This is a genomic window from Streptomyces sp. Isolate_45 (assembly GCF_024721315.2).
Classification (GTDB): Bacteria; Actinomycetota; Actinomycetes; order Streptomycetales; family Streptomycetaceae; genus Streptomyces.
The window spans coordinates 17,242-42,343 of sequence record NZ_JANFAK020000021.1; the positions used below are offsets into that span (position 1 = coordinate 17,242).

Annotated in this window: 24 protein-coding genes; 9 read left to right on the top strand and 15 right to left on the bottom strand. The window is 69.4% G+C overall.

All coding sequences use genetic code 11. The features are described from left to right. Positions 1-85: 85 nt before the first annotated feature. Together NOD94_RS09855 and NOD94_RS09860 are read right to left on the bottom strand one after the other, a co-directional pair. Complete coding sequence (locus tag NOD94_RS09855) at positions 86-1,339, bottom strand: Dyp-type peroxidase (protein ID WP_281205414.1); 1,254 nt, start codon at positions 1,337-1,339, stop codon at positions 86-88. After that, complete coding sequence (locus NOD94_RS09860) at positions 1,326-1,958, bottom strand: molybdopterin-dependent oxidoreductase (RefSeq protein WP_281205415.1); 633 nt, start codon at positions 1,956-1,958, stop codon at positions 1,326-1,328. The genes NOD94_RS09855 and NOD94_RS09860 overlap by 14 nt, the downstream gene beginning before the upstream one ends. 367 nt (positions 1,959-2,325) lie before the next feature. On the opposite strand from NOD94_RS09860, the gene NOD94_RS09865 reads away from it, so the two are divergent. Both NOD94_RS09865 and NOD94_RS09870 read left to right on the top strand, forming a co-directional pair. After that, positions 2,326-3,099 carry a YqcI/YcgG family protein gene (locus NOD94_RS09865; protein ID WP_281205416.1) on the top strand — a complete coding sequence of 258 codons (774 nt, stop codon included), beginning with the start codon at positions 2,326-2,328 and terminating at the stop codon, positions 3,097-3,099. Continuing rightward, positions 3,096-3,998: an EamA family transporter gene (locus NOD94_RS09870; RefSeq protein ID WP_281205417.1), complete on the top strand. Its 903-nt coding sequence runs from the start codon at positions 3,096-3,098 to the stop codon at positions 3,996-3,998. Before NOD94_RS09865 ends, NOD94_RS09870 begins: the two co-directional genes overlap by 4 nt. A 92-nt stretch (positions 3,999-4,090) precedes the next feature. Here the strand turns inward: NOD94_RS09870 and NOD94_RS09875 are convergent, their stop codons facing one another. The 3 genes from NOD94_RS09875 to NOD94_RS09885 form a co-directional block, all read right to left on the bottom strand. Continuing rightward, positions 4,091-5,317 (bottom strand): methyltransferase domain-containing protein, encoded by a 1,227-nt coding sequence (locus NOD94_RS09875; RefSeq protein ID WP_281205418.1) that lies wholly within the window; start codon positions 5,315-5,317, stop codon positions 4,091-4,093. 547 nt (positions 5,318-5,864) lie between these two features. After that, entirely contained in the window at positions 5,865-6,677 is an 813-nt protein-coding gene (gene modA, locus NOD94_RS09880) for a molybdate ABC transporter substrate-binding protein (protein WP_281205419.1), read from the bottom strand. A gap of 84 nt (positions 6,678-6,761) precedes the next feature. Next, entirely contained in the window at positions 6,762-7,166 is a 405-nt protein-coding gene (locus tag NOD94_RS09885) for a helix-turn-helix transcriptional regulator (protein WP_281205420.1), read from the bottom strand. A gap of 283 nt (positions 7,167-7,449) precedes the next feature. On the opposite strand from NOD94_RS09885, the gene NOD94_RS09890 reads away from it, so the two are divergent. Further along, positions 7,450-7,866, top strand: a complete 417-nt coding sequence (locus tag NOD94_RS09890) for a TOBE domain-containing protein (protein WP_281205421.1) — start codon at positions 7,450-7,452, stop codon at positions 7,864-7,866. Between the two features lie 69 nt (positions 7,867-7,935). Here NOD94_RS09890 and NOD94_RS09895 read toward each other — a convergent pair whose 3' ends face one another. Next, entirely contained in the window at positions 7,936-9,174 is a 1,239-nt protein-coding gene (locus tag NOD94_RS09895; protein ID WP_281205422.1) for an MFS transporter, read from the bottom strand. Positions 9,175-9,381: 207 nt separating this feature from the next. Here NOD94_RS09895 and NOD94_RS09900 point away from each other — a divergent pair, with 207 nt between their 5' ends. From NOD94_RS09900 to NOD94_RS09910, 3 genes are all read left to right on the top strand, one after another. Continuing rightward, positions 9,382-9,954: a molybdopterin-dependent oxidoreductase gene (locus NOD94_RS09900; RefSeq protein WP_281205424.1), complete on the top strand. Its 573-nt coding sequence runs from the start codon at positions 9,382-9,384 to the stop codon at positions 9,952-9,954. A gap of 102 nt (positions 9,955-10,056) precedes the next feature. Beyond that, positions 10,057-11,256 carry a molybdopterin molybdotransferase MoeA gene (locus NOD94_RS09905; RefSeq protein WP_281205425.1) on the top strand — a complete coding sequence of 400 codons (1,200 nt, stop codon included), beginning with the start codon at positions 10,057-10,059 and terminating at the stop codon, positions 11,254-11,256. 123 nt (positions 11,257-11,379) lie between these two features. After that, entirely contained in the window at positions 11,380-11,736 is a 357-nt protein-coding gene (locus NOD94_RS09910; protein ID WP_281205426.1) for a gamma-glutamylcyclotransferase family protein, read from the top strand. A 64-nt stretch (positions 11,737-11,800) separates the two neighbouring features. On the opposite strand, the gene NOD94_RS09915 is transcribed toward NOD94_RS09910, so the two are convergent. From NOD94_RS09915 to NOD94_RS09940, 6 genes are all read right to left on the bottom strand, one after another. Further along, entirely contained in the window at positions 11,801-12,505 is a 705-nt protein-coding gene (locus tag NOD94_RS09915; RefSeq protein ID WP_281205427.1) for a M24 family metallopeptidase, read from the bottom strand. Positions 12,506-12,555: 50 nt separating this feature from the next. Further along, the gene (locus NOD94_RS09920) at positions 12,556-13,332 is read right to left on the bottom strand and encodes a class I SAM-dependent methyltransferase (RefSeq protein WP_281205428.1); all 777 of its coding nucleotides are present in this window, start codon (positions 13,330-13,332) and stop codon (positions 12,556-12,558) included. 92 nt (positions 13,333-13,424) lie between these two features. Beyond that, on the bottom strand, positions 13,425-14,099 hold the full coding sequence (locus tag NOD94_RS09925; RefSeq protein ID WP_281205429.1) for a pyridoxal 5'-phosphate synthase: 675 nt from the start codon (positions 14,097-14,099) through the stop codon (positions 13,425-13,427). Between the two features lie 277 nt (positions 14,100-14,376). Beyond that, positions 14,377-14,763, bottom strand: coding sequence for an excalibur calcium-binding domain-containing protein (locus tag NOD94_RS09930; protein ID WP_281205430.1), 387 nt, complete (start codon positions 14,761-14,763; stop codon positions 14,377-14,379). Between the two features lie 4 nt (positions 14,764-14,767). After that, positions 14,768-16,354 carry a prepilin-type N-terminal cleavage/methylation domain-containing protein gene (locus NOD94_RS09935; protein WP_281205431.1) on the bottom strand — a complete coding sequence of 529 codons (1,587 nt, stop codon included), beginning with the start codon at positions 16,352-16,354 and terminating at the stop codon, positions 14,768-14,770. A gap of 68 nt (positions 16,355-16,422) precedes the next feature. After that, the gene (locus NOD94_RS09940; RefSeq protein WP_281205432.1) at positions 16,423-17,019 is read right to left on the bottom strand and encodes a hypothetical protein; all 597 of its coding nucleotides are present in this window, start codon (positions 17,017-17,019) and stop codon (positions 16,423-16,425) included. A gap of 399 nt (positions 17,020-17,418) precedes the next feature. Here NOD94_RS09940 and NOD94_RS09945 point away from each other — a divergent pair, with 399 nt between their 5' ends. Beyond that, positions 17,419-18,585 (top strand): hypothetical protein, encoded by a 1,167-nt coding sequence (locus NOD94_RS09945; RefSeq protein ID WP_281205433.1) that lies wholly within the window; start codon positions 17,419-17,421, stop codon positions 18,583-18,585. Positions 18,586-18,905: 320 nt separating this feature from the next. Continuing rightward, a complete protein-coding gene (locus NOD94_RS09950) occupies positions 18,906-20,825 on the top strand; it encodes an FG-GAP-like repeat-containing protein (protein WP_281205435.1) in 1,920 nt (639 codons plus the stop codon). 129 nt (positions 20,826-20,954) lie between these two features. Here NOD94_RS09950 and NOD94_RS09955 read toward each other — a convergent pair whose 3' ends face one another. From NOD94_RS09955 to NOD94_RS09965, 3 genes are all read right to left on the bottom strand, one after another. Continuing rightward, positions 20,955-21,512 carry a PadR family transcriptional regulator gene (locus NOD94_RS09955; RefSeq protein ID WP_281205436.1) on the bottom strand — a complete coding sequence of 186 codons (558 nt, stop codon included), beginning with the start codon at positions 21,510-21,512 and terminating at the stop codon, positions 20,955-20,957. 150 nt (positions 21,513-21,662) lie between these two features. Continuing rightward, entirely contained in the window at positions 21,663-22,487 is an 825-nt protein-coding gene (locus NOD94_RS09960) for an A24 family peptidase (protein WP_281205437.1), read from the bottom strand. 145 nt (positions 22,488-22,632) lie between these two features. Continuing rightward, the gene (locus NOD94_RS09965; RefSeq protein ID WP_281205438.1) at positions 22,633-22,980 is read right to left on the bottom strand and encodes a prepilin-type N-terminal cleavage/methylation domain-containing protein; all 348 of its coding nucleotides are present in this window, start codon (positions 22,978-22,980) and stop codon (positions 22,633-22,635) included. 470 nt (positions 22,981-23,450) lie between these two features. Between NOD94_RS09965 and NOD94_RS09970 the strand changes: the two genes are divergently transcribed. Then, positions 23,451-25,100: a GspE/PulE family protein gene (locus NOD94_RS09970; protein WP_281205439.1), complete on the top strand. Its 1,650-nt coding sequence runs from the start codon at positions 23,451-23,453 to the stop codon at positions 25,098-25,100. Positions 25,101-25,102: the final 2 nt, after the last annotated feature.

Below are 25,102 nucleotides of genomic sequence, written 5' to 3' on the forward strand. Positions count from 1 at the left end.
CCGCTTGGAATCGATCATCTAGTGGGTGTTCGAACCTTGACCCCTGTGATGAAGCCGAAGGGCGCCGGCAGCGCGGGATACCGGGTCAGCCCTCGAGGAGGGCTTGCGCGATGTAGGTGCCCGGGGCGGCGCCGCCCGGCACGGCGAAGAGGGACGACGCCTCGTGGACGACGTACCGGGCGAGGGCATCGCCGCGGGCGAGGCGGTGCTGGACGGGGATGAAGCCGGTGCGGGGGTCGGACTGCCAGGCGAGGAAGAGCATGCCGGCGTCCGGGGTCCCGTCGGGACGCAGGCCGTCGTGGTAGGACCAGCCGCGGCGGAGCATGGTGGCGCCGCCCGTGGTGGCGGGTGCGGCGAGGCGGATGTGGGCGTTGGTGGCGATGACGGGGACGCCGTCGGGCCGGGCGGCGGTGAGGTCGGCCGGGGTGCGCTCCGTTCCGCCGCTCAGCGGGGCTCCGTCGGCGGAGCGGCGGCCGATGGCCTGGTCGCGGTGGCCGACGGGGAGGGTGTCCCAGTGGTCGAGGAGCATGCGGATGCGCCGTACGACGAGGTAGGAGCCGCCGGCGAGCCAGGCGGGGGCCGCCGGGTCTGAGACGACGATCCGAGCCAACTGGGCGGGGTCGGCCGGGTCGGGGTTGGCGGTACCGTCGAGGTGGCCCATCAGGTTGCGGTGGGCTCCGCCGGCCGAGGAGCCCTCGGGTGCGCTGGTGAAGCCGGTCATCGTCCACCGGATCTTCGCTTCGCCCTGGGCCAGGCGCTGGAGCGTGCGCAGGGCGTGGACGGTGACGAGCGGGTCGTCGGTGCCGATCTGTACGAACAGGTCTCCGCCGCTGCGGGCAGGGTCGAGTTGGTCGTCCGGGAAGGCCGGCAGGGGAGCGAGGGCCTCGGGGCGCGCGGAGGCCATGCCGACCCGGTCGAAGAAGGTCGCGCCGAGCCCGAACGTGAGGGCGAGCGCGGCGGGGCCGACCCCTTGGGCCGCCCCGGTGTCGACGGCGCGGGAGCCGGGTGGGGACAATTCCTCCCCGACGGGATCGCCGCGGGTGAGCCGTTCGGCGGCGGTGCTCCACCGCAGCAGCAGGGCGGCGGCCCGGCCGCGGTCGGTCCGGGCCCCGAAGTCGAAGGCGGCCAGGCGGACATGGGCCTGGCGGGGGTGAAGGATCCCGGCCTGGTGCCGTCCGTGGAAGGGCACGGCCTTCGCGCCGGTAGGCGGGGCCTTGTCCGAGCGCAGGGAGGCGAGCGCCGCGGTCCCGGCGCCGAGGACGCCGAGTCCGCCCGCGCCGAGCAGCAGCCGCCGGCCCAGGGGGCGGCGGCTGCCCGTACCGGTGTCAGGGCTGGACACCGTCGACCACCGGATCGATGACGCCGACCCACAACTGGTTCAGCTCGGAGACGTACCGTCCACCCTTGGTGTCCTGTGGAACGACGAGTCGCGGTCCGGACGCGTCCTCGAAGGGGGTTCCGTCCTCGGAAACGGCCAGCAGGACCTGGGATTTGGCGAAGCTCGGGTCGAGCTCTGCCCAGGCGAACACGGCACGGTAATCTCCGCCACCCGTTGCGGCGACGACGCCGCGCAGCGAGCCGTTCTTCTTCGACGCGTCAAAGCGAGGCTGCGCGTTCTTGAGCACCTCGTGGAGCAGGACGCCCTGGTAGGTGTGCTTCTGCGGGCCCTTGGCGCTGGTGAACTCGACCGAGACCGAGGTCTGCGGCAAGGCGCGAAGTTCGGCCAATGTGACGGTGGAGGGCTTGTCGACCTGCCCCGCCACGCGTACCTCGCCCGGCTTTAGCGGGGGCAGGGACCCTGTGGTGGAGGGGAGAGCGGAAGCGGACGGCGAAGCGGAACCCGTCGCGGCCGACGGGGCCTTGGCGTCGGCCGACTCTCCGCAACCTGTCAGGAGCAGTCCGCCGACGGCGAGCGAAGCTCCCCAGGCCCGTGTGCGGAGGCTGATGTGCTGAGGCATGGGTGTGTCCCTCCTGACTGCTGCGCGACTGCCTCGCAGGTGCGAGGTTAACAATGTCGAGTCAGCTCAAATGCCATGTGAAACATACATGGCAGGTAGCAGATATGGACATGGGTTGCTGGACAGTGGTGGGGCTCGGCTGACAGGTTGTGACCACGCCGACGCGTCGACTCGAACCGCGAGTGCAGCGTCTCCCGCGACCTTGGTCGGACCTCCAGAACGAGTGGGTCAAGGCTTCGCGATTTGGTGGAGTGCACCAGTGAGGTGCCGGAAGTTCCGCTGTTTGACTCGTAGTTGTTCGTCGCCGGGCAGGTGATCGCGCTCCTCCCCTTGCGGCCGTTCTCGCACCTGATCCGCTCGCCTTGCCATGGAAATCCTCAGGCCCACCTGCAGTGGGCGCAGATTAGGAGAAGCGGTGTCCAGCAGCACCACCTACAGCAGTCTCTTTCGGCCCGGCAGCCACCCGGAGGGGCTGGAGTCGCACTTGGCCGAGTTCACTGCCACGGCGGGATCCAGTGATTTCCCGTGTGTTTTCGCGCCCATGGCCTTACGTAAGGACGAGCTGCTCTTCGGGGTGGGCGATGTGACGAAGGACGGCTGGGGTGTTGCCGTCATGCTCATGGACCTGGCCGCCGAGGCCATATGGGAGGACCCCGACCAGGTCGTGGTCCTCTGGTTCGACGGAATCGAGTCGGCCACCCTCGACGACGACCATGCCGCGTTCCGGCAGATCCTGCTCACGTTGCTGGAAGCCGGCGGAGAGTGGCCCGCGGAGGCACCGGTCGACCCCGCAGACCCTCGATGGAACTTCTGGTACAAGGGCATCGACTTCTTCATCAACGTCAGTACGCGCCACCACCGCCTGCGGCGCAGCCGCAATCTGGGGCATGCGTTCACCCTCGTCGTCCAATCCCGCGCCAGCTTCGACCGGTTGCCGGTCGCGGCGACCGCCGCACGCAGGCAGATACGCCGGCGCATATCCACGTACGACGGGGTCGGCCTCTCGCCCCATCTGGGCACGCACGGCGACGCCCCGGAACTTCCCCAGTACTTCCTCGGCGATAGCAACGGCTGCCCGTACGCCGCCATCACCGCGCAGGATGTCACCGCGCACGTCAACACCACCCAAGGCCGGGCATGACCACATCCACCAGCCGTCGCGGAGCACGTCAGGCGCTCGGACTCATCCTGATCGGGTCGACCGGGATCCAGGTGTCCTCCGCATTCGCGGCAGGGCTGTTCGACTCGCTGGGCCCCTTGTCGGTCAGCTCCCTGCGCATGGCGATCGCCGCGCTGATCCTCTGCGCACTGTTCAGGCCACGCCTGCGCGGAAGGACCCGTAGCCAGTGGACGTCCATCGTCGTCTACGGCGTGGCCATGGCAGCCATGAACCTCTGCCTGTACTCGGCCATCGACCGGATCCCGCTCGGTGTCGCCGTCACCCTTGAATTCCTGGGGCCGTGCGCCGTGGCGTTCCTCGCCTCGCGGCGGATACGGGAAGGGCTGTGCGCGCTCGCGGCCTTCGCCGGCGTCCTCCTGATCTCAGGACCCGGTGGCTACTTCAGTGCGGCCGGCTACGCCTTCGGCCTCGGAGCGGCAGCCTTCTTCGCCCTCTACACGGTCTTCGCCGAGAAGGTCGGCAAGGACGACAGCGGGCTTTCCGGCCTCGCCCTTTCGGTGGCTGTCGCCGCCGCCGTCTCCGCGCCGTTCGGCATCGGAGTGGTCGGCCGGGTGAGCGGGCAGCAGTGGCTGGTGCTGGCGATGGCCGCCGCGATCGGGGTCGCCATTCCGTACGCCGTCGACACCATCGCCGCACGCGTCTCCAATGCCCGGGTGGTCGGGACCCTGTTCAGCATCGACCCCGTCATGGGGTCCTTGGCCGGGTTGCTGATCCTCGGAGAACACATCGGCTGGGCGGCCGTGGTCGGGATCGTCATCGTGGCCGGGGCGGGCGCGGCCGTGGTGTGGGTATCGGAACCTGCTGAGACGCCCGACGGCACCCGCGAGGACGCACCGGTGATCGGGCAGGTGCCTGTCTGACGGCTATGCCCCTGGGCGGCGCACGGTGTCCGCGGTGAGGGTGAGCCCGCATCCGCGGACCGGGGGCCGTGGGTAGCAAGGTGCAGAGAGGGTCACCGCGCCAGGGTGGCGCGGGCCAGGAAGTGCTGTTCGGCATCGTCGTAGACCGTCAGGTGCCAGCCGGTGGCGTCGAGCTCCGGTCGCAGGTTGGGTTCGGCGAGCGGGTCGTCCGGGCTGAGGGGCCGCCCGTGGCGGGCGGCCCGCTCGGCGCGGCCCGCGGGGTGGAAGAGGAGGAGGGTGCCGTCGGCCGCGCTGACCCGCGCCCACTCGCGCAAGGCGGTGCGTGGGTGGGGCAGGTGGTCGAGGAGGCCCGCCGCGAAGATGCCGTGCACCGACGCCGAGGGGAAGGGGAGTCGGGTGCAGTCCGCCAGGAGCAGCTGCCCGCAGTCGGAGCGGCCGATGCGGGCGGCCGCGGTGAGCATGGCGTGGGTGACGTCGACCCCGAAGACCTTTCCCTCGTCGCCGACCTGTGCGCGCAGGGCGGGCATGGCCCGACCGGTGCCACATCCCAGGTCCAACGCGGTCTGGCCGCAGCCGAGTTCCATGCGGGCGACCGCAGCCGCGTAGGCCGGGGTCTGGTACGCGAAGCGGTCCTCCCACGCGCCGGCCCGCCGCGTGAAGAAGGCGCGGGTGGCCGTGTGTTCTGCGCGAGCCGCCACCAGCGCGGCGAACCGTCCCAGCACAAGGTCCCGCCACGGCTCCAGCGCGGCGAGGGAGGAGCGCGCCTCCTCGTTCAGGGCTGCGGCATCGGCTTCGAGGGGGAACTGCAGCCCCCAGGCGCTGCCGCCGATGCGGAACGCCTGCACGGGGTGGCGATCGTCCGAGGCAAGGACCACGGCCTCCCTGGGCAGTTCCACGGAGTCGCCGTGCTGGTGTGGCACCCGCGGCTGCGCGGGCGTACCGCCGAACAGCGGATCGGATCCCGCTGCCGGGGTGAGCTCCAGCGGCCCCCAGTCGAACTGGGCGTCCGGCTCGGAGCGGGCGGCGCCGCCGGCCGCTTCAGCGAGGAGTTGCGCGCCCTCGCGGATGCCGAGTACGGGCACCTCCGCTGCCAGAGCGCCGCGCAAGAGCCCCAGCTCGGCGTGGCGCGTGGCGTCGTCTTCGGAGCAGATCGCCTTCGGACCGCCCGTTACCACCAGCCCGTCGACTCCGGTGAGGTCGTCGGGTAGGTGGCCCGCCCATGCCCTGTATGCGCGGAGGTCCAGCCCAACGGCTTCCACAGCGGCGCCGATGACCGGGGGGTCTGCCCCTGGTGTGTGCTGTAGGACGACGACTGCCATGGGCCACTCCTTACATGCGAGCTAGAGCGGCAACTTTAAGCCGCACATAGGTAAGGATGCCGCGAACAGCGCAGCATATGCCAGATATTCGGAACGTTCGGAGCGCTGCTGTGATGGGGGCGGGCGGCCGAGGTGCGGCGCCCGAACCGCTGGTCGGCATGACGGAGCCCCTGCGCGCCGAACACCGCGATCGGCGCGCAGGGGCTTCCTTCACCACGCCCGCTGTGACAGCGGGAGCCGCAAGCAGCCGCAGGGGCGGGTGTCCGCAGTCAGTGAACCAACTGTCGGCCGGGTGGCGCGACTGGTCCCGGACACGGAAACCGGTCAGGTTGGCCGGTCTGGACCCAGTGAATCGTCCAAGACAGGGGGATGAGGAGGAAAGCGAGCGCGAGGAGCGCGGGCAGCACCAGAGCGACCGGAGGGCGGTTGCGGGTGGCGCGTCGGCGGGCGCGGCTGGCGGTCGTCACGTTCCTGACGCTGGTACAGCTGGACACGGCACGCGGGTGCCCGGACCGGCTGGTCGGGGCACCCCGCGGTGTTGCGAGGACTACGGCTTCTGGAAGCCCGCGTCCTGGAGGATCTTCTGGGCCTCGGGGGTGGACAGCCACTTCACGAAGGCGTCCGCCGCGGCGGCGTTCTTGGATGCCTTGAGGGTGACGGCCGGGTAGGAGGCCACGGCGTTCTCGGCGTCCGGGATCTCCACGACGACGACCTTGTCACCGGACTTGAGGGTGTCGGTCTTGTACACGAGGCCGGCGTCGGCCTCGCCCAGCTCGACCTTGCTCAGGACGGCGCGGACGTTGGGCTCCTGGGAGACCGGCTTCACCTCGACCTTCTGGGCGTCGAGGATCTGCTTGCTGTAGCGGCCCACCGGGACCTCGGGCGCGGCCAGTACGACCTTGAGCTTGGTGTCGGCGAGGTCCTTGAGGCCGGCGACCTTGAACGGGTTGCCCTTGCCGGTGGCGATGACCAGGCGGTTCTTGGCGATGATCGCCGGGTCGTTGGTCTGGGCCAGCAGGCCCGTCATGGTCTTGGTGTCGGCGGTGACCAGTGCGTCGGCCGGGGCGCCCTGCTTGACCTGGGCGGCGAGCTCCTGCGAACCGGCGAAGGAGAAGGTGACCTTGGTGCCCGGGTGGGCCTTCTCGTAGGCGGCGCCGGCGGTCTTGAAGACGTCGGTGAGGGAGGCCGCGGCCAGGACGGTGAGGTTGGCCTTCGGCACCTCGGAGGTGGAGCTGCTGGGAGTGGCGGAGCTGCCGGTGTCCTTGGTGTCGTTGCTGGAGCAGGCGGCGAGCGCGGGGAACAGCAGGGCTCCGGCGAGCAGACCTGCGGCGGTACGGCGCGTGGTGAAGGTTCTGAGCATGGGTGGCAGTACTCCTGGAGCTGGAGGAACCGACCCCCGAGCGACGCGGGCCGGATGGTGCGAAAGCGTGGTTGGGGACGCAGCTCAGCTGATGTCGATGTGGACGCTGGTGGATTTCACTCGGGCGCTCGCCCGCATACCGACCTCCAGCCCCAACTCCTCGACCGATTCCCGGGTCAGCAGGGACACCAGACGGTGCGGGCCGGCCTGGATCTCCACCTGGGCGGAAACGTCGCCGAGTTTGACGGCCGTGATGATGCCGGGAAAGGAGTTCCGAACCGAGCTCCGGACCGAGTCGTCATCGTCCTGGGCTCGCTGCGCCAGATTGACGGCGAACGCCGCCAGGTCGCGGCCGTCGATGAGGCGGCGGCCCGAGGTGCCTTGGCCTTCCCGATGGGTGGGGATCTTGCCCGCGTCGGCCCAGCGGCGAGCGGTGTCGGTACTCACGCCGAGCAGGTGGGCAGCCTGACCCACGGTGTAGTGCTGCATGTGCGCCACATTAGAGAGAAAAACACAGCAACTGCAAGCTTGTCCTGCTTTTGGGTACCGGAAGTAAATGCGCTGAGAGGTACCTAAAGGCCTCAACCCGGGAGGGTCCTACGGCCTCGATTGCCGTGACATCCGACTTGGGCTGAAATGCCAGCCCGAAGGGTTCTTTCGCCTGGCGTATGAGATGGGGTCCGCGCTGGGGGAGTCCCCAGGGGCTAGCGTGATCGTTGTGGCGGCCCAAAGGCCGCAATTCCCCCACCGACTCAAGTGAGGCGCTACTTTCATGAGCCTGAGCATCCGCAACCAGATCGCCGGAACTGTCACCGCCGTCACCGCGGGCGAGGCCATGGCGACCGTCAAGGTCCGCCTGCAGGGCGGCCAGGACATCACCGCCGCGATCACCGTGGACGCCGTCAAGGACCTGGGCATTGCCGAGGGCTCCGCCGTCAAGGCCCTCGTCAAGTCCACTGAGGTGGCCCTGGCCACCGGCCCGGTCGAAGGCCTGTCCATCCGCAACCAGATCGCGGGCACCGTCACCGACATCGCCTCGGGCGGCGCCATGTCCTCGGTCAAGGTCGACGTGGAAGGCGGCGCCCTCACCGCCGCGATCACCAAGGACGCCGTCGAGGACCTCGGCCTGGCCGTCGGCTCCTCCGTCGTCGCGCTGATCAAGTCGACCGAGGTCTCCCTCTCCGTCTGATCGCTGTCGCTTCACGCGTAGGGGCTCCGCACCAACTGGTGCAGAGCCCCTACGCGTACGGCGGCCGACCTATGGGCGCGAGGCCCGGCGGCTCGCGATCAGCAGCCCGGCCAGAGCGATGACCATCCAGGCGGTGAGGTAGGCGAAGGCCGCCGTCGGGGAGACGGTGGTCCAGAGGATGCCCGCGATGGTGCTGGCGGCGAGGTTGCCGAGGGACTGAACGGTGGCGAGCATTCCGAAGGCGGAGCCGCGCAGGTCCTTGGGGGCCAGGGCGGCGACGGCCGAATGCTGGGCCGTCTCCACCGCGCCGATGCCGGCTCCGGCCAGGAGAAAAGGGATCGCGAGGAAGGCAATGGCGGTCGCGTCGAAGGTGAACAAGCCGTAGGAAACCGCGAACGCGGCGACTCCAGCGGCCAGTACGAGGATCGGGCCCCGGCGGCCGAGCCGGTCGGAGAGCCGTCCGGCGGGGACGGAGGCGACCGTGGCGGCCACGTTGTAAGCGGTGTAGAGGCCGAGCGCGATCGTGGTCGCCGTCTTCGCGCCGTGCTCGGGGGCCAGCAGGTCGGAGGCCCGCAGGATCAGCAGGGTCGCGGCGATGTTGCCCACCTCGAACGCGGCAACGGCTGCCATGAGCCGGCCGAGGTCGCCCGCCAGGACGGGCTTGATGCGGATCTTGAGGGGGACCTTGTCCCGGGCAGCCGGGCGGGGGGTCTTGCGGATCGCGTAGACGATCGCGCCCGCGGCCAGCAGGCCGGGGATGACCGAGAGGCCGATGGCCCACTGGACCCCGAGCCAGGCGACCAAGCCGAGGGCCAGCAGGGGCCCGAAGATCGCCCCAAGGTTGTCCATCATCCTCTCGAACCCGTACGCCCGCCCGTATGCCTTCGGCGGGACGATGTCCGCCAGCAGGGCGTTGCGGGCAGGCACCCGGAGTCCGCGGGCGGTCCAGGCAGCGGCTCTGAGCAGGCCGACCTGCCAGATCGCGGACGCTCCGGCGGTGGCGGCGCCCAGGACGGCCGTCGTGGCGTAGCCGCCGACCGCGACCTTCCGGCGCCTGGCGGGGTCGTCCGCCAGGACGCCACCGCCGAAGCGGGCGGCGCCCGCGAGGGCATCGGAGATTCCCTCGATCACACCGAGGGCGGCGGCCGGGGCGCCGAGGGTGGACGTCAGCAGCGAAGGCAGCAGGGCGGTGGGGATCTCGTGCCCCACATCGGCGAGGAAACTGGCGGAGCCGATCCCCTTGACGCCCGGTGTCAGCCATTTCTCCTGGTCGAGGGTGGTGTCGGAGGGCGGCGGCGCATGGTTCATGGTCGGCAGTCTGCCCACTTGGCAGTCGGGTTCCCAGTGGACGATCGCATGACGCTGCGGCCGCTGGTGCTGAGGTCTGTCTAACCGGAGCGGGCTGCGTGGCTGCATGGCGGCGGGCCGCGACCGGGCAGCAGATGCTGGCAGAATGCGATGAGAGAGACGCACTTGCCGTTGTGGCGTCGGCGAGTCGTAGAGGATGACCACATCGTGGGAACGGAGCACCTCCCTCCAGGGCAGCGCCTGACCAAGGGCTGGCCCGTCTCGCACTACGGCCCTGTCCCCAAGTTCCGGCCCGACAGGTGGAACCTGCAGGTGTTCGGCGCGACCGCCACCGGAGCGAAGTACAGCTGGACCTTCGAGGAAGTCGCGGCCCTCCCCGGCATCGCCATCGTCACGGACATGCACTGTGCCTCGGGCCCGACCTCCACCGACCACGAGTTCTTCGGTGTGCCGGCCTCCAGCCTGCTGGAGCTGGCGCCGCCGGCCCCGCAGGTGACGCATGTGATGGCCTGGGCGGAGTACGGGTACAGCGCCAACCTCCGCCTCGGCGACTTCACCTCCGAGCGGACGCTCCTGGCCACGCACCACAACGGGGAGCCGCTCACCGTCGAACACGGCTTCCCCCTCCGCCTGGTCGTCCCGCACCTCTACGGCTACAAGGGCCCCAAGTGGCTCCGTGCCATCGAGTACATGACGCAGGATCGCCGCGGTTTCTGGGAAGAACGCGGATTCCACAACATCGGCGACCCGTGGACCGGGCAACGCCACTCCTACCAGTAGGAGTAGGCCTCACAGGCATCCCGCTCGGTGCGTGAGCGAGCTGGTGCACGACGGCAATCCGCCTCGTGGGCGGCGGAAAACCTGCGGCCCGAGGCTGGTGCCATGCTTCTGACGACCGGCACCCCCACCGTGCACGCCGCAGTCTCCCCGGAGACGCCCTGGGGCCAGGCCAGAGGGCTGGCTCACCGGGCACCCTTGCCGTTGGCCGCCCGTACGATGCCGCTGGCTGCGGCCGCCGGCCTGACCCTGGCCGAAGACCTGCGCGCCCAGCATCCCCTGCCGGCGTTCGACACGGCCGCCATGGACGGATATGCGGTGGCGGGCCCAGGGCCGTGGAGGATCCGCGGAGCGGTCAGGGCGGGCGGCGTCTGGGACGGGTTGCTCGCGCCGGGGGAAGGGGTGGAGATCTCCACGGGTGCCCCGGTCCCGGCCGGGGCCTGCGCCGTGCTGCCGCTGGAGCTGGCGGCGTGCGGCGCCGGCTGGGTGTCGGGAGCCACGCCAGCGCCAGGGAAGCACGTCCGGCGCGCTGGTGAGGACGCCTCGGCGGGGACGTGCCTCGCCCCGGCCGGCACCAGGGTCGGCCCTGCGCTGCTCGGGCTCGCCGCATCCTGCGGCCACGACGCCCTGCTGGTACGGCCCCGCCCCCGGGTCAGGGTCCTGATCACCGGTGATGAGCTGGACCTCGTAGGGACGCCCGGACCAGGTCGGGTGCGGGACGCTCTCGGTCCGTTGCTGCCGCCCCTGGTCACCGCGCTGGGCGGGGAGGTGGCCGGTGTGCGGCACGTCCCCGACAAGCCGGCCGGGCTGCTGGCACGAGCGGTGCGCGAGGCGCGGGACGCCGAGGTCATCGTGGTCACCGGATCCACTTCCGTCGGGGCCACCGATCAGCTCCGTCGGCTGCTCCGTGAGGCAGGCGCCCGGATGGTCGTCGACACCGTCGCCTGTCGGCCGGGGCACCCGCAACTGCTGGCCGGACTCGATGCCGGACGATGGGTGGTGGGGCTGCCGGGGAACCCGTACGCCGCCCTCGTCGCCGCCCACACCCTCCTCGCTCCGCTGATTGCCGGACTCTCGGGTCGCGGCCTTCCAGCCTTGCCGGAGGTGCCGGTGCGCGGGGACGTACGACCCGCTCCGGGCCTCACACGGCTCGTGCCCGTTGCCTGGGAGGGTTCCGGCGCCCGGATCGTCGGCGGGCACCGCGCCGCGTTCCTCCACGGGGCGGCTCTGGGGGACGCACTCGCCGTGATCACTGAGGACTGGAAGGACGGCGATCGGGCACCGCTCGTCCTCCTGGCCGGGTGAACAGTGCAACACCCATATTCGGGCGCCGAGTTGTCGAGAGGCCCCTGTTGTCTCCGACGTCGGTCCGTACCGGATAGGTTGGGATGATCACGTCGGTGGCAGGCACTTCAGGAGGTTCTTCGCATGACCGGCACGGCCCATCACCAGTTGTTCTCCTACGGCACGCTGCAGTCCCGGGAGGTGCAGCTCGCACGGTTCGGCAGGCTGTTGGAGGGGACGCCCGACGCACTGCCCGGATATCGGATCACGTACATCGAGATCACCGACCCTGAGGTGATCGCCGCCAGTGGAACCGACCGGCATCCCTTGCTCGTTGCCTCCTCGGAGCAGAGCGATGCGGTCGAGGGCACTGTCTTCGCGATCACCGACGGCGAACTTGCTTCGGCGGACGACTACGAGGTCGACGACTACGCCAGGACCCGAGTCGTCCTGCGTTCCGGCACGAAGGCGTGGGCCTACCTCGGGGCACAGGCAGGCTAGATCTCCGTGCTCCGCGCCTACGGGTGTGGAGCCCCCCATCGCACTCAGCACGAGAACCGCGGCCTCACGCCAGGTCCAGGAGTTGCTCGTAGAACCCGCCGAATCCGTGCTGCTCGTCGACGAGATGGATCTCCAGGATCCAGTGGCATCGCCAGCCCGCGCGATCGGTGTGACGGAGCGGGGTGTCATTGTCCGGGGTGATGTAGGACTCGGCCTTGGCGCCGTCGATGCTCTCGTGCGGGAACTCCCCGACCAGATGACCCGCGTGCCAACCGCCGAGGCTCCAGCCCGCCTTGACCGCGTGCTGCTCCACGTCCGCGTAGAGCTGCCGGCCGGTGATGCGCGGATCCGCTCGGAAGGTTTCCCGGCCGGCCGCGAAGACCGTGGCCAGGTCGTCGCGGAGGCGGTGCTTGGCCGGGTCGTCTCCGAAGACGAAGGTGCGGCCGAAGTCGGCCTCGTACTCCTCGAAGATCGGGCCGAAGTCGGCGAAGGCGATGTCGTCCTCGCCGATGATCCGGTCGGGCGGGTTCTCCTTGTACGGGAACACGGTGTTCGGGCCGGAGCGGACGATCCGCTTGTGCCAGTGCTTGGTGGTGCCGAACATTTCGTTCGCGAGGTCCCGGATCCGGTCACTGACCTCCCGTTCGCCGGCTCCGGGTGTGACCAGGCGGCGGGCCTCGACCTCCGCGAAGAGGCGCTCGGCTTTGTGCTGCGCCTCGACGAGGCCCAGGGCGCGCAGCTGCTCGTCCATGCGATCGGGTGCTCCCATGGTGCTGTTCCCGCTCCCGTTCCAGTTCCTGTTCCTGTCGCTGTTCGTTGTCACGGGTTCGCGCGCACGATGACGAGCGAGCCCTCGTACGTGGGCTGCGTGCGGAGGTGGCCGAAGCGCTCGTCCCAGGCGCCGGACTCCAGATCGCGGCGGAGGCGTTCGTCGAAGCGTTCGCGGACGCCGTCGTCGATGAAGCTCCATGCCGAGCAGGCCTGGCGGACGGCGGGGTCGAGGAGCATGTCCGGACGCCCGTAGTAGGCCTCGTTGAAGCCGTCGGTGCAGTCCAGGGGAATCGGGACCGTCTGGATGCTGCCGGTGCCGCCGAGGGCCGCGGCCATGTCCTCGATGGGCGGGAAGCGGCGGGCTTCGGTGTCGAGGACCTCGGGGGCGTACTCGTACAGCCAGAAGTCGCGTACGAGCTTCGGGTCGCAGGTCAGGACGACGACCGGTCCTCGGGTGACGCGCCGCATCTCGCGCAGGCCGGCCGCGACGTCGCTCCACTGGTGCACGCTGAACAGCGTCATCGCCGCGTCGAACTCCCCGTCGCCGAACGGCAGATTCTCTGCAACGGCGTCGACGGCGCGGGCGAGGCGGGCCGGGCGCTGGGCGCGCATGGACTCCGAGGGCTCGACGGCGGTCACGGTGCGGGCGGCGCTCTCGTAGGACCCGGCGCCGGCACCGACGTTGAGCACGGCCTGCGCACCGTCGAGGGCCTCGGCGATGAACTGGGCTATCCGTGTGTCGGGTTGGCGGTAGGACGTGTATCCGGCGCCGATGGCGCCGTAGTCGACATCGCCGGCGCTGCCGTCGTGGGTCCGTGTGGTCATGGGTCCTTACCTCGCCTTGTGAGCAGGAACAGGGGGATGCGCCCGCCGTTCGCCGGAGGTACCGGCGTCACACGGGTGCGGGTGCGGTGCCGCTACGACCAGAGCCGCAGCCGTTCCCAGCCGGCGGCGGTGCGTTCGTAGCGCAGCCGGGTGTGGACGCGGTCCTTCGCGGCCTGCCAGAACTCGACCTCGGCGGGGGCCAGGGTGTAGAGGGTCCAGGCCGAGTCGACCAGCGAAGGCTCGCGTTCGATCATCGCCAGGGCCTTCTCCAGGGCATGGTCACGCTCGGCCGGGTCCATCAGGTACTGGCTCTGGCGGCCCAGCAGGGATTCCGCCCGAGCGGTGGGGGAGCGGTCGAGGAAGTCGGCGGCGTTGACCTCGCCTGAGCCGGGCGTCACCGGCCCGCGGATCCGGACCTGGCGGCCGTGCTCCGGCCAGTAGAAGGTCAGCGCCGCCCGCGGATGGCAGGCGAGCTGACCGCCCTTGGGGCTGAAGGCGTGCCCGGCGAACTGCCATCCCTCCGGGCCCACCCCCTTGAGGATCAGCACGCGTGCGTCCGGGTCGCCGGCGGAATCCACCGTGGACAGCGTCATCGCGTGCGGATCGCGCACACCGTCCGCCACGGCCTCGACCAGCCAGGACAGGAAGAGCCGCACCGGATCGTCTGGCGCCTCCTCCGGATCGAACTCCGGCAGAGGTCTGGCGAAGACCTCAAGGCCGCGCAGCCACTGGCGCGCACCGTTCACCTGCTCCGAGCCCGTTGTCATCCTCGGCTCCTCCAGCTCGTTCGGACCTCGGCAACCTCACGACAATATCTTGCATCCGCAAGGGTCGATTCGTAAATCAACTAGCAAATGCTTGTTGATTCGACTAGTGGGCTCCTAGGTGCGGTTTGGGTGAAGTGTGCCCTGCCTCGGATTCACTGCGCCAGAGGTTGCCTGTCGGCCGACCGGACGCCACGACATGCACAAGGCCCCTCCCCGGGAAACGAGTGGGGAGGGGCGTTGCGCCATTCATCGTGCGGTGGGGTCCGATACCCGTTTGCTACGTCGTCGACGGCTTGACCGGCTCGGCGATCGGGGCGCCGTCCAGGTCGGTCATGTAGTCGCGGTGGACCGGCTTCTTGTCCTTCGGTTTGGGGAGGTTCGGGCATGCGATGCCGTCGCCGTCCCGGTCGAGTTCGTTCGGGTCGAGTGCGTCCGCTCGTAGCACCGCTTGCGCGTCGGCCTGGGCCTTGAACGCGTCGCAGTCGGCCACGTGCCCCTTGTTCAGGTACGGAGCGACGTCGAACGTGTGCTTCGGGGCGTCACTGCCGGCGCACGCGGTGAGCGTGAGCGCCGCGATCACACCGACCGCCGCGACGGCGGTACGACGCCCTGGTCGCAGCCGGTGATCCCGGCTCTTGTGGATGGTGCGTGACTGGTCTGTCATGGTCCTAGGCCGGTCCTGTCCGGAACACCATGACCGCTTTGCCGTCCGGGTCGAGCGCGTACAGCTTGTCCGTAGCGTTGTTCACGGCCAGAGAGCCGAATTGGCGAGGGCTGCCGAGCGGGGCCTGCGTCAGCAGGGTGGTGCCGTCGGTCACAGCAAGGCCGCCCGGGGCGAGATTTGCAGTGGTTTGTGCGACGAAGACCCTGTTGAAGTTCTTCAGCAGGGTCAGTTTGTGCGCCACGTTCGCGCTGGCGGCGCCTGAGTATCCGCAGGTCAGCGCCTGCCGGGTGACCGCCTTCCCCTCGACTCGGCTGATGCGGCCCCCGGACCCGCCGCATCCCGGTACAGCTGTGGTGCTGGTGGAGAAGACGTAGACCGACGCCGCCGAGGTGCTGTAGACCGCGTAAGAGGGACCGAACTTCGCTCCCGGCAGTTCGTCGATCGCCGTTGACTCACCGGTGCTGGGGTCGATGACGATCGTCGTCCCGACTGGCATCGCCTCGCCGGGCAGCTCCGGTCTCGGAGCGCACCTAGTGGCAAGGAGGTAGACGAGGTTGCGGTTCGGATCGACGGCGATCATGCCTTTCGCGGAGTTGGTCGTGAGGGACCCGATGGTGCTGCCGAGGCAGCCCACCACCGTCGGGAACTCCGCTACAACCCTCACCTCATGGGTCTGCGTAGAGATGGCGAAGAGGCCGATGTTGGGGCTCGCGCCGCCGCCGTTTGCCTGCTTCGTGAAGTACACCGCGTGACGTGCGGCATCAAAGGAAAAGTCCATACCGGCGGCTGCGTTCGCGAGTCCCGCGCCGGACGGCAGAGGGATCGGCGTCGCCGTTGCTGACGGGATGCCGGCCGCAATGTAGGCGAGGGCCGAATTCTTTCCAGAACCACCGCTGACGTAGACGTCGCCGTTGTCGGGCGAGACGGCCAGGCCGCTGACGATCGCCGAGAAGCTGACGCGGGTCAATTGATTGTCGTTGGCCGTGTCGATGACCGCAACGCTGTTCGCACCTCCGACATAGACCTGCCCCGTGGCGGAGTTGACCGCGATCCGGGTCGGGCTCGACACAGCGCTGGAGACGTTGATCGGTGCACCGATCGCCTTGTCGGTCTTGCCGTCGATCACGGTTACGGTGTTGTCGGAGTCGGACACGACGTACACGCGGTTGGCCTTCTCATCGACCGTGAGGTCGGTCGGACGCTGGCCCGCCGGGATCGGGTCACCTGTGCGCTCCGACGGTGAGGTGTCATACAGCGTGAACGACGACTTCGCGCCCCGACCGCACTTGTTCTCCTCGCCGACCGCCACCATGTTGTAGGACGGTTCACCGGCCAGGAGCCCGTCAGCCTTCAGATCATCGACGGTCCCATAGTGTCCGTGCTTCGCACAGAAGGACTCTTCCGCTGTCCGCAGGGTGGCCGCGTCCGCGGCGACCGCGCTCCCGCGGCCCTTGTCGCCGAGGCCCCTGACGGAGAACACCACGATGGCCGCGAGGACGCCCAGGATCACGATGACCACGAGCAACTCGATGAGTGTGAAGCCGTCCTGGCGTCTGGCGCGCATGGGGAACGGGCGATGGTCCGGTCTCATGACAGTCGGGGTTTCCTTCAATCGATGGGTCACGTCCAGCCCGAGCGCACGCGCGAGCCCTTGCCACGTCACGGAGTTCCCCGCCGCACGGGCTTGACGTCCTTGGGTCCGGGCAGGTCGGGGCACGCGATGCCCTTCCGCTCGCCGTCCAGGTGATTCGGGTCGGTCGGCGCGAAGCGCAGGACGGCCTGCGCGTCCGCCTGGCTTGCGAAGTCCGGGCAGTCGTAGGCGTCGTTGCCGTAGCGCAGGAAGTAGCGAGCCTCGAAGGCTCGATCCGGCTGCGGGCAGAGCCCGCTACGGGTTTCGCCAGGACCGCACTTGAACTGCTGTGCGATCTGGGGAACCGGTTCGGCATCGCGCGGTTCCGGCAATCCCCGGCACGCGACGCCACCTCCGTCATCAAGGTGGTTCGGATCGCTGGGGTTCGCCCGCAGCACCGCCTGCGCGTCCGCCTGACTGGCGAAGTTGATGCACTCGAAGGCGTCGCCGTGAGTGGCGTATTCCTTTGCGTCGAACGTCTTGTTGTCCGGACAGAGCACGGTGCGCGGGGTGCCCGGAGTGCACAACTCGCGGTTGGATTTCTGGGCCCGGGGAGCCGCATCCGACCCACCGCGCACGAACACCGTGACCCCCAGCGCCACTGCGACCACCGCGAGAACCAGCACACCCCGCCTGATCGCGCGCGAGCCCGACAGTCTGCTCAACACTGCCATACCACGCCTCTGCCCATCGTGCCGCCAGTCTCTTCTCTGCTTCCTGCAGCGGCCCGACGACACTCGCCCACCAGGCCCGTTGCAGTCTGGATAGGTGCATTAGATCCAGAGCAAGTGGAGTTGTCAATGATTGACTACTGGGGCCCCGCGTGAGCACCATCTAGGCGCGTGCGGCACCTTCATGCCGGAAACCTCGCAGATGCCCATGAGTTTCCGGCATTTGCCTGACCCCACCAGCGGGGTACCCCTCCGGCAGCCGCCGCCAGCCAGGTCAATGAGGAGTAGCAAATGCAAATAGATTCCAGCCGTGCCGGAAGCGGTCCGAAGCCCGTCCGCACCGCGATGAGACGGATGCGGAACGCGTTCGCGGTGGGCGCCCTCGCGACGGCGTTGATCACCGCCACGGCACCGGCGGCGTCCGCGACAACGGACTCGGAGGTCGGTGTCGCGAACAACATGTATCCCGTCATGAAGGACCTGAGGGGTTACATCGGGACGTTCAAGTCGTTCACAGCGTTCACGGCGAACCCCGCATCGCAGGTCGGTGGGTTCTGGAACAAGCCGGTGCTCGATACGTCGACCATGCGGGGTATCACCTCGGGAAGCCTGCGTCAGCAGCTGAAGAGCGCCGGCCCTTACACCACGTGTAATCCCGCCTCCTCGAACAACTGCGTCAATGGGCCGCTGCACATCGACGCGTTCCTGTCAGCGGACGCGACCAACGTGGACGCGGTCATCCCGACTGCGGATGGCGGGACGTGCACGGCGGGCGGGGGCGTCGAGTGCAACGGCGATATCGACAGCAAGCACCAAGTGGCAATCGGGCGCCTGGCGATCTACAGCTGCAGCGGTAGCTGGGCGGGTTCGACCAAGGGTGATGACCCGTCCAACGCCGGAAGCCCGCCGTTGGCGTTCGGTCCGGACGCCAACGGCAGCGGCAACGGCAAGGCGCAGTCGCCCCGTTGTGACGCCTCGCCGATCTCCGGCGGCGCACCCACGACGATCTCGGACGTGTGGACCTGGCTCCAGACGAGTGGGCACCGGATCGCGGTCGCCGACCCGGCTTCCGCGCCGTTCGGTGCGGCCTCCAAGCAGGCGCTGGTGCAGGCCGGGTTCACGTGGACTGACAGCGGGGCGGGGCAGAACGTGTTCCGGGGCAGCGCGTGCGACACCGCGGGCACGGCGTGCAAGGTCCGCTTGGAATCCGGGATCAGCCAGGTGCGTGGCGCGGTGACGGCGAACGCCGGCGGGAACACCCAGCTGGGCCTCGTCGCGAAGTCGAACGTCATGAACGTGAGCTGGTCGTCCAGTTCGCTGAGCGGCACCACGAGCAATGACCCCAACACGTGGACCGAGGTCAACTCGAGCGCGTACTCCGGCTACGGCCCCATCGCGCAGTACGGCGTCGCCCTGAACGGTGGACACGCCGGCGCAGCGACCATCTGGAGCGACCTGTTCGCCAACGATTGGGACTACGACGCCACCATCCAGGGCGCCCTCGCCGCCTACGGCTACTAGGCGATCCGGAACATCGGACAACGGACCGTCGGCCAGGCGTGAACTCCGCCCGGCCGGCGGTCTTGGCTCAGCGATCGCAGGCCGCCCTAGTTATCAGCCACTGACTAGTGGAGTAGATCGCCCGACGTCATCCCGCCGTCGATTCCGGCCGGATCGATGGCGACCGGTACGGCATTTCCCCGATCGGCGGCCGTCATGCCGAAGCGTCTCACCCATTCCTATTCATCAGGCCCTTAGGAGGGTCCTCACCCATGCATAGATCACCACGCCGCCATCTCACGCCGGACGGCCACTCGCTCGCGGTCACGCGCCCTCGGCGAATGCGAATCCCGGCGCTCGTCTTCGCGGTGGCGACCGTCATGATGGTTGCCACCCAGGCCTCGGCGACGGGCACCAACACGACCGGCTTCGGGACCGCCGCGAACCTCGACGACAACGGCCGCGGAAGCTCCGCCGTCGCCATCGGCGATCTCGACAACGACGGGACGCCGGACCTCGTGACGGCGATCCGCGCCGAGGGCCTCGGCGTGTTCCTCGGTTCCGGCGGCGGCAGCTTCGGTGGTGTGACCAAGTACGCGGCGCCGCTGACCTCGACGAGCCGCTTCCTCAACTCGGCAGAGATCCGCGACGTCAACGGCGACGGCCACAAGGACGTCATCAGCCAGGACGCGCGCGGCAACGTCGCTCTGGTCTGGCTCGGCGACGGCTCGGGCGCTCTTGGCGCCGGAGCGGCGGTGGAACTCAACCCGACGCCCGGGTGCGACACCACGGGCGACAACCCGTGTGTCGCGCGCTTCCCGGTCGGCGTCGCTGTGGGCGACTTCGACGAAGACGGCAAGCCGGACCTCGCGACCTCCAACGCGAACACGAACAACGTCTCGGTCGTGCTCGGAAACGGCGACGGCACGTTCGGCGCTGCGACGGGGTTCGGACTGAACGGCGGCACCAACCCGCAAGGCGTCGCGGCCGCCGATCTGAACGGCGACGGACATCTGGATCTCGTCACGTCGAACGCATCGACCGGCACCCTCTCCGTGCTGTCGGGTGACGGAGACGGGGGCTTCGGCACCGCGTCGAGCGTCTCGGCCGGCCTGACACTGCCGTCCAAGCTCAAGCTCGCCGACGTCAACGAGGACGGCAAGCAGGACGCCGTCCTCGTGGCGCCCGGCACGCCGGGGCGCGTCGCCGTCCTGCTGGGCGATGGCGCGGGCGGGTTCGGTACCGCGAACCTGCTGTCGGCGGGATCGAACCTCACCTCCGCCTCGGTGTCCGACCTGAACGGCGACGGCCACGTCGACCTGGTCGTCTCCAGCTACGGCTCGAACGAGGTCGGGGTGTTCGAGGGCGACGGCACGGGTGCCTTCGGCAGCCCGCTTGCATTCGGGCTCAACGGCGGTACCAACCCGCAGGCCACCGCGGTGGCCGACCTCGACGGCGACGGGCGTCCCGACGTCGTCACGGCCAACAGCAACAGCTCGGCGACCTTCGTCAAGGACGCGTCGGTGCTGCTCAACGCGACGAACCGGACGCCGACGGCCGCCAACGACTCGTACGGCCACGTCGGGGCGGACACCCCGCTCGTCGTCGGCGCTCCCGGCGTCCTCGGCAACGACACGGACCCCGACGGCAACACGCTGACGGCGTCCCTTGTGACCGGGCCGGCGCACGGCACCCTCTCGCTCAACGCGGACGGCTCGTTCAACTACCAGCCCGGCAGCGCCTACACCGGAAGCGACAGCTTCACGTACAAGGCGACGGACGGCACGGTCGACTCGAACATCGCGACCGTGACGATCAACGTCTCGACCGGCTGCAACGGGCTCGCCGCCACGATCACCGGCAACGGGATCGTGAGCGGTACGAGCGGCTCCGACGTGATCGTGACCGGCAACGGGAACGACGCCGTCGCCGGGAACGGCGGCAACGACACGATCTGCACGTTCGGTGGCAACGACGCCGTGTCCGGCGGCAGCGGCAACGACCACCTCGACGGCGGTGACGGCAACGACGCCGTCAGCGGCGGCAGCGGCAACGACACCGTCAAGGGCGGCGTCGGCGACGACGCGCTCTCCGGTGGCTCCGGCGACGACACCGTCGTCGGCGGCTCCGGCAGCGACACCCTCTCCGGCGGTAGCGACACGGACGTCTGCGCCGGCGACGCCAACGGCGGGTCGACGCTCCCGGGCACGGATTCGATCGCGTCCGGCGGCTCCTGCGAGACCGTCGTCGAGGTGCCGTAGTCGACGAGCCGCTTCCGGCGGCCGGCTATGAAACTCTGACGTGAGTCACGGGCTCGGCGATTGCGATGATGCGATCACCGGGCCCGTTTTGCTGGCACCAGCGCATCGCTGATGACCAGGAGCGTGACCTCAGCCGGCCTTGACGGCCGGCCGTGTCGAGTCGACGTCGACGGCGTCGAGAAGCTGGCGGGCGGCGTGGACGAGGTCCAGCCGCCAGGCGTAGATCGCGTTGGTGAGCTGGTCGTCGGCGTGCTCCTTGGCACGCAGCGACTCCTCGATCTCGTCGAGGACGATCCGTTGACGCTCGACCAGGCGAGCCGGGCTGGTGCCGCGACGCCGGAGGAGCAGAAGCTTGCTCGTGAGGTCGGCGCGGATGTCGCGCAGGTGGCCCACGGGTTCGCCGAGCCACCGGCTGACGGTCGTCTTGGCCGAGCGGGTGGCGGCGTAGATCGTGCGCTGCGGTCCGCGATCGCTTTCCTCGGTGCCGACCGGTGTGATCAGTCCGCGCTCGACCAGCCGCGTGATCGACCGGTAGACCATGGGGCGCGAGATGTGCCAGAACTCACCGATTTCCGTGCCCTCCGAGGTGAGGGCGGCGATGGCGAAGCCGTGGCTCGGTCGTTCGGCCACGATTGCGAGCACAATCCACTCGGCCAGTGGCAGATCAGGTCGGTCGGGCTTCTCCATGGTCACCAGGTTACCAACCGGTCCGGCAGGCGGTTGTGCGATAAACCAGGTTCCGGTGCCCATGCGGCTCGCGTCGCTGTAGGTACACCCAGTAGCGCCGTCTCGGGTCCGCCGGTAGCCCATGGCTGACGTCCGGCCGGGTGGTTACGGTCAGTGGCCGACCTTGGTGACCGGCGTACCCATCGCGTTCGCGTACGGGTCACTCAGGCTCTCGTACCAGCGGACGACAGGAGCGCCGACGAGGAGGGCGGCGATGGCGCCGGCCGCGAGGAACACACCGAAGGGGAGGCGGGTGTGGCGGGTCATTCGCCCCGCCGCCATGAGCGCGATGCCCAGCAGCAACCCGGCGAAGCTGCCGGCGACCACCGCGAAGACGAGATGCGACGGACCGAGCCAGCCCAGCCCGGTGCCGAGCAGTCCGGCCAGGCGCACGTCGCCGAATCCGAGCCAGGCGGGCCGCACCCAGTGCAGGGCGAAGAAGACGGCGAAGGCGCCCACGCCGCATGCCGCGGTCACGCCGAGCCGCTGCCATTGGCCGGTGGCAGCCGCGGCGGCGAGCAGGCAGGCGGCGGTGAGTCCGAGCGTCGGGTAGACCAGCCGCAGGGGAAGCAGGAACAGCTCGGCGTCGCAGGCGGCCAGGGCCAGTAGTCCTGCGGTGAATACCAGGGCGGCCGGCAGCGTCTCCGACCAGCCGAAGCGCAGTGCCTCGGCGGCGAAGAGGAGCCCGGTGAGCGCTTCGACGAGCGGGTAGCGCGCGGGGATCGGCACCCGGCAGGCGCGGCAGCGTCGGCCCAGCAGGAGCCAGGACACGACAGGGATGTTGTCCCGGGCCGCGATCGGCGTGGCGCATCCCGGGCAGGCGGAGCGGGGCCGCAGGACCGAGAGGCCCGTCGGCACCCGGGAGATGGCGACGTTGAGGAACGAGCCGACCGCGAGCCCCAACAGGCCGATAATCACGACAAATATGGATGACATGGGCGCAATGGTGCCGTATCGGATGCCGCCCGTCACCACCCGTCCGTCGAACGAGAGTGGCCAGGTGGCGCTTTCGCTGCCACCTGGCCAACTCGACCGCCCGACGGCCCCTGAGTGGCGACGGGAGGTGAGGAATCCTCTTGCGTCAGGGGGTCTTGCAGGGGTTCGGCTTGCCGTTGGCGAGCGCGTCCTTCGGCGTCACGACGAACGCGGCGCCGGGGTTCTTGACCTCGTGCCACTCGGAAAGGGTGGACAGGAGACCAGCCGTCTTGAGCTCCTCCACGGTGCCGTACACGTTCTTGTTGAGGAAGTACGCCTCTTCCGCGGTCTGGATCGTGGTCTTGTCGGTCTTGCAGGCCGCGTCCTGGCCCTTGTCGTTGATGCCGCTGACGGAGAAGACGACGATGGCGGACAGGATGCCGAGGATCACGATGACCACGAGAAGCTCGACGAGCGTGAAGCCGGCTTCCGGGCTCTCGTTCCGTGCACGCATTCGCTGACGCAACGTGCCTTGCAGGTTTGTGAACATCTTTCTCCATCTACGGCGACCGGTTCAGGTAAAACCGGGCGTTAGTAACTGCTTGATTAATCAGCGGTAGACTACTTAGCGGGTGATGGACTTACAAGGGGAGAACCCACCGAGGGGGCTCCGAGGTGACGCGATGGTGTGCTGTAGTGTGCCGCTGACTAATCAGCGACTGACAACTGATGCGATGTGCTCGCCGCGGATGACTCGGCCGCTGTTCTGGATGCATGAAAGGGGTGGGTTCCTTGGCGAATGGCCGTTTCCTCCGGCGCCGGGCGGCGACGACAAGTCCCGCGGGCGAGGAACACACCCTGCCCGATGGGGCGCAGGGCTCGGCGCCGTCCCCGGCCCCGGCTGACGAACCCGCCCCGGACGCGGCGTCCGCCGCTGCGCAGTCCTCGCCCGCAGGCCAGGATCGGCCGCGCATCGGGGAACTGATGCAGCAGCGCGGGCTGCTCACCCCGGCGCAGGTGGACGAGGCGCTCCTGCAGCAGTCGGCCTCGGGCAAGCGGCTCGGTGCCCTGCTGGTCGAACTCGGCATGGTCGACGAGCGGTCACTGATCGAGGCGCTGTCGGTTCAACTCGACGTCCCGGTCGCCGACCTGCGCCAGAGTGAACCCGATCCCGAGGCGGCCGCCCGAGTGCCGGAGGCGCTGGCCCGCTCGCTGGGCGTCGTCGCCGTGCGGCGCTCCGACGGCACGCTGCTGATCGCGGCGGGCGACCCCGGAGACCCGCGCGTGCTCGACGAGGTCGGCCGGGCCGTCGCGCCGGACCGGGTGCAGTTGGCGATCGCGGCTCCGTCGGACATCAGGCGCTCGATCGACAGCGCCTACCGGGCGCTGGCCGGCGCAGGCAGCCTGGTCGAGGCCTTCGAGGCGACCGAGACCGGCCGAAACGCCAACTCCGGCGCCAGGGTGGTGAGCGAGGACGCGCCGGTCGTGCACCTGGTCAACCTCATGCTGACCCAGGGCCTGCGCGACCGGGCCTCGGACATCCACATCGAACCGCACGCCGACCGGGTCCGGGTCCGGTACCGCATCGACGGCGCGCTGCACGACGTGCTGAGCCTGCCGGAGAACATGGGCCCCTCCGTGGTCAGCCGGATCAAGATCATGGCCAACATGAACATCGTCGACCGGCGGCGCCCGCAAGACGGGCAGATAGCCACCGAGATCGACGGCAAGTCGGTCGACATCCGGGTCGCGACCACCCCCACCATCTGGGGCGAGAAGGCGGTGCTGCGGCTGCTCGACCGGAACCGCACACTGTTCCGGCTGGCCGAGCTCGGCATGCCCGACGCGACCTACGAACGGTTCTCCTCCCTGCTGCGCTCCCCGTACGGCATGGTCGCCTGCGCCGGACCGACCGGCAGCGGCAAGACGACCACCCTGTACGCCACGCTCGGCGAACTGAACCAGAGCGAGCGCAACATCACCACCATCGAAGACCCGGTGGAGTACGTGTTCCCGTCGGTCAACCAGATCCAGATCAACGACCAGGCGGGCATCTCCTTCGCGACCGGGCTGCGCTCGATCCTCCGGCAGGACCCCGACGTGATCCTGATCGGCGAGATCCGGGACGCCGAGACGGCGCGGATCGCGGTCGAGTCCGCTCTCACCGGCCACTTCGTCCTGTCGTCCATCCACGCCGGCGACGCCTGCTCCGCGCTGCACCGGTTCGCCGACATGGGCATCGAGCCGTTCCTGATCACCTCCACGGTCTCCGGGGTGGTCAGCCAGCGACTGGTGCGCCGGATCTGCGACCAGTGCCGCGAGCCCTACCGGCCGGGCGTGGACGAACTGGCCTTCTTCGCAAAGGCCGGCGGGTCGACCGACGCCGAGTTCTGGCAGGGCCGGGGCTGCAACTTCTGCTCCCGGACCGGCTATCAGGACCGGATCGGCGTCTTCGAACTGCTCGTGATGAGCGACGCGGTCAAGCGGCTGCTCGTCGAGAACGCGTCGATCGACAGCCTGCGCAGGACCGCCCGCAAGGAGCACATGGACAGCCTCCTGGACGGAGGCGTCCGTCTGGTGGAGGAAGGGGTCACGACCATCGCCGAGATCATGTCCAGCGTGTACGTGGTCTAGTG

What these genes read in the sequence shown, in the direction of transcription:
- NOD94_RS09860 (WP_281205415.1), bottom strand. Translation starts at nt 1,958, where the DNA reads ATGCCTCAGCACATCAGCCTCCGCACACGGGCCTGGGGAGCTTCGCTC.
- NOD94_RS09865 (WP_281205416.1), top strand. Translation starts at nt 2,326, where the DNA reads ATGGAAATCCTCAGGCCCACCTGCAGTGGGCGCAGATTAGGAGAAGCG.
- NOD94_RS09870 (WP_281205417.1), top strand. Translation starts at nt 3,096, where the DNA reads ATGACCACATCCACCAGCCGTCGCGGAGCACGTCAGGCGCTCGGACTC.
- NOD94_RS09875 (WP_281205418.1), bottom strand. Translation starts at nt 5,317, where the DNA reads ATGGCAGTCGTCGTCCTACAGCACACACCAGGGGCAGACCCCCCGGTC.
- modA (WP_281205419.1), bottom strand. Translation starts at nt 6,677, where the DNA reads ATGCTCAGAACCTTCACCACGCGCCGTACCGCCGCAGGTCTGCTCGCC.
- NOD94_RS09885 (WP_281205420.1), bottom strand. Translation starts at nt 7,166, where the DNA reads ATGCAGCACTACACCGTGGGTCAGGCTGCCCACCTGCTCGGCGTGAGT.
- NOD94_RS09890 (WP_281205421.1), top strand. Translation starts at nt 7,450, where the DNA reads ATGAGCCTGAGCATCCGCAACCAGATCGCCGGAACTGTCACCGCCGTC.
- NOD94_RS09895 (WP_281205422.1), bottom strand. Translation starts at nt 9,174, where the DNA reads ATGAACCATGCGCCGCCGCCCTCCGACACCACCCTCGACCAGGAGAAA.
- NOD94_RS09905 (WP_281205425.1), top strand. Translation starts at nt 10,057, where the DNA reads ATGCTTCTGACGACCGGCACCCCCACCGTGCACGCCGCAGTCTCCCCG.
- NOD94_RS09910 (WP_281205426.1), top strand. Translation starts at nt 11,380, where the DNA reads ATGACCGGCACGGCCCATCACCAGTTGTTCTCCTACGGCACGCTGCAG.
- NOD94_RS09915 (WP_281205427.1), bottom strand. Translation starts at nt 12,505, where the DNA reads ATGGGAGCACCCGATCGCATGGACGAGCAGCTGCGCGCCCTGGGCCTC.
- NOD94_RS09920 (WP_281205428.1), bottom strand. Translation starts at nt 13,332, where the DNA reads ATGACCACACGGACCCACGACGGCAGCGCCGGCGATGTCGACTACGGC.
- NOD94_RS09925 (WP_281205429.1), bottom strand. Translation starts at nt 14,099, where the DNA reads ATGACAACGGGCTCGGAGCAGGTGAACGGTGCGCGCCAGTGGCTGCGC.
- NOD94_RS09930 (WP_281205430.1), bottom strand. Translation starts at nt 14,763, where the DNA reads ATGACAGACCAGTCACGCACCATCCACAAGAGCCGGGATCACCGGCTG.
- NOD94_RS09935 (WP_281205431.1), bottom strand. Translation starts at nt 16,354, where the DNA reads ATGAGACCGGACCATCGCCCGTTCCCCATGCGCGCCAGACGCCAGGAC.
- NOD94_RS09945 (WP_281205433.1), top strand. Translation starts at nt 17,419, where the DNA reads ATGCGGAACGCGTTCGCGGTGGGCGCCCTCGCGACGGCGTTGATCACC.
- NOD94_RS09950 (WP_281205435.1), top strand. Translation starts at nt 18,906, where the DNA reads ATGCGAATCCCGGCGCTCGTCTTCGCGGTGGCGACCGTCATGATGGTT.
- NOD94_RS09955 (WP_281205436.1), bottom strand. Translation starts at nt 21,512, where the DNA reads ATGGAGAAGCCCGACCGACCTGATCTGCCACTGGCCGAGTGGATTGTG.
- NOD94_RS09960 (WP_281205437.1), bottom strand. Translation starts at nt 22,487, where the DNA reads ATGTCATCCATATTTGTCGTGATTATCGGCCTGTTGGGGCTCGCGGTC.
- NOD94_RS09965 (WP_281205438.1), bottom strand. Translation starts at nt 22,980, where the DNA reads ATGCGTGCACGGAACGAGAGCCCGGAAGCCGGCTTCACGCTCGTCGAG.
- NOD94_RS09970 (WP_281205439.1), top strand. Translation starts at nt 23,451, where the DNA reads ATGCAGCAGCGCGGGCTGCTCACCCCGGCGCAGGTGGACGAGGCGCTC.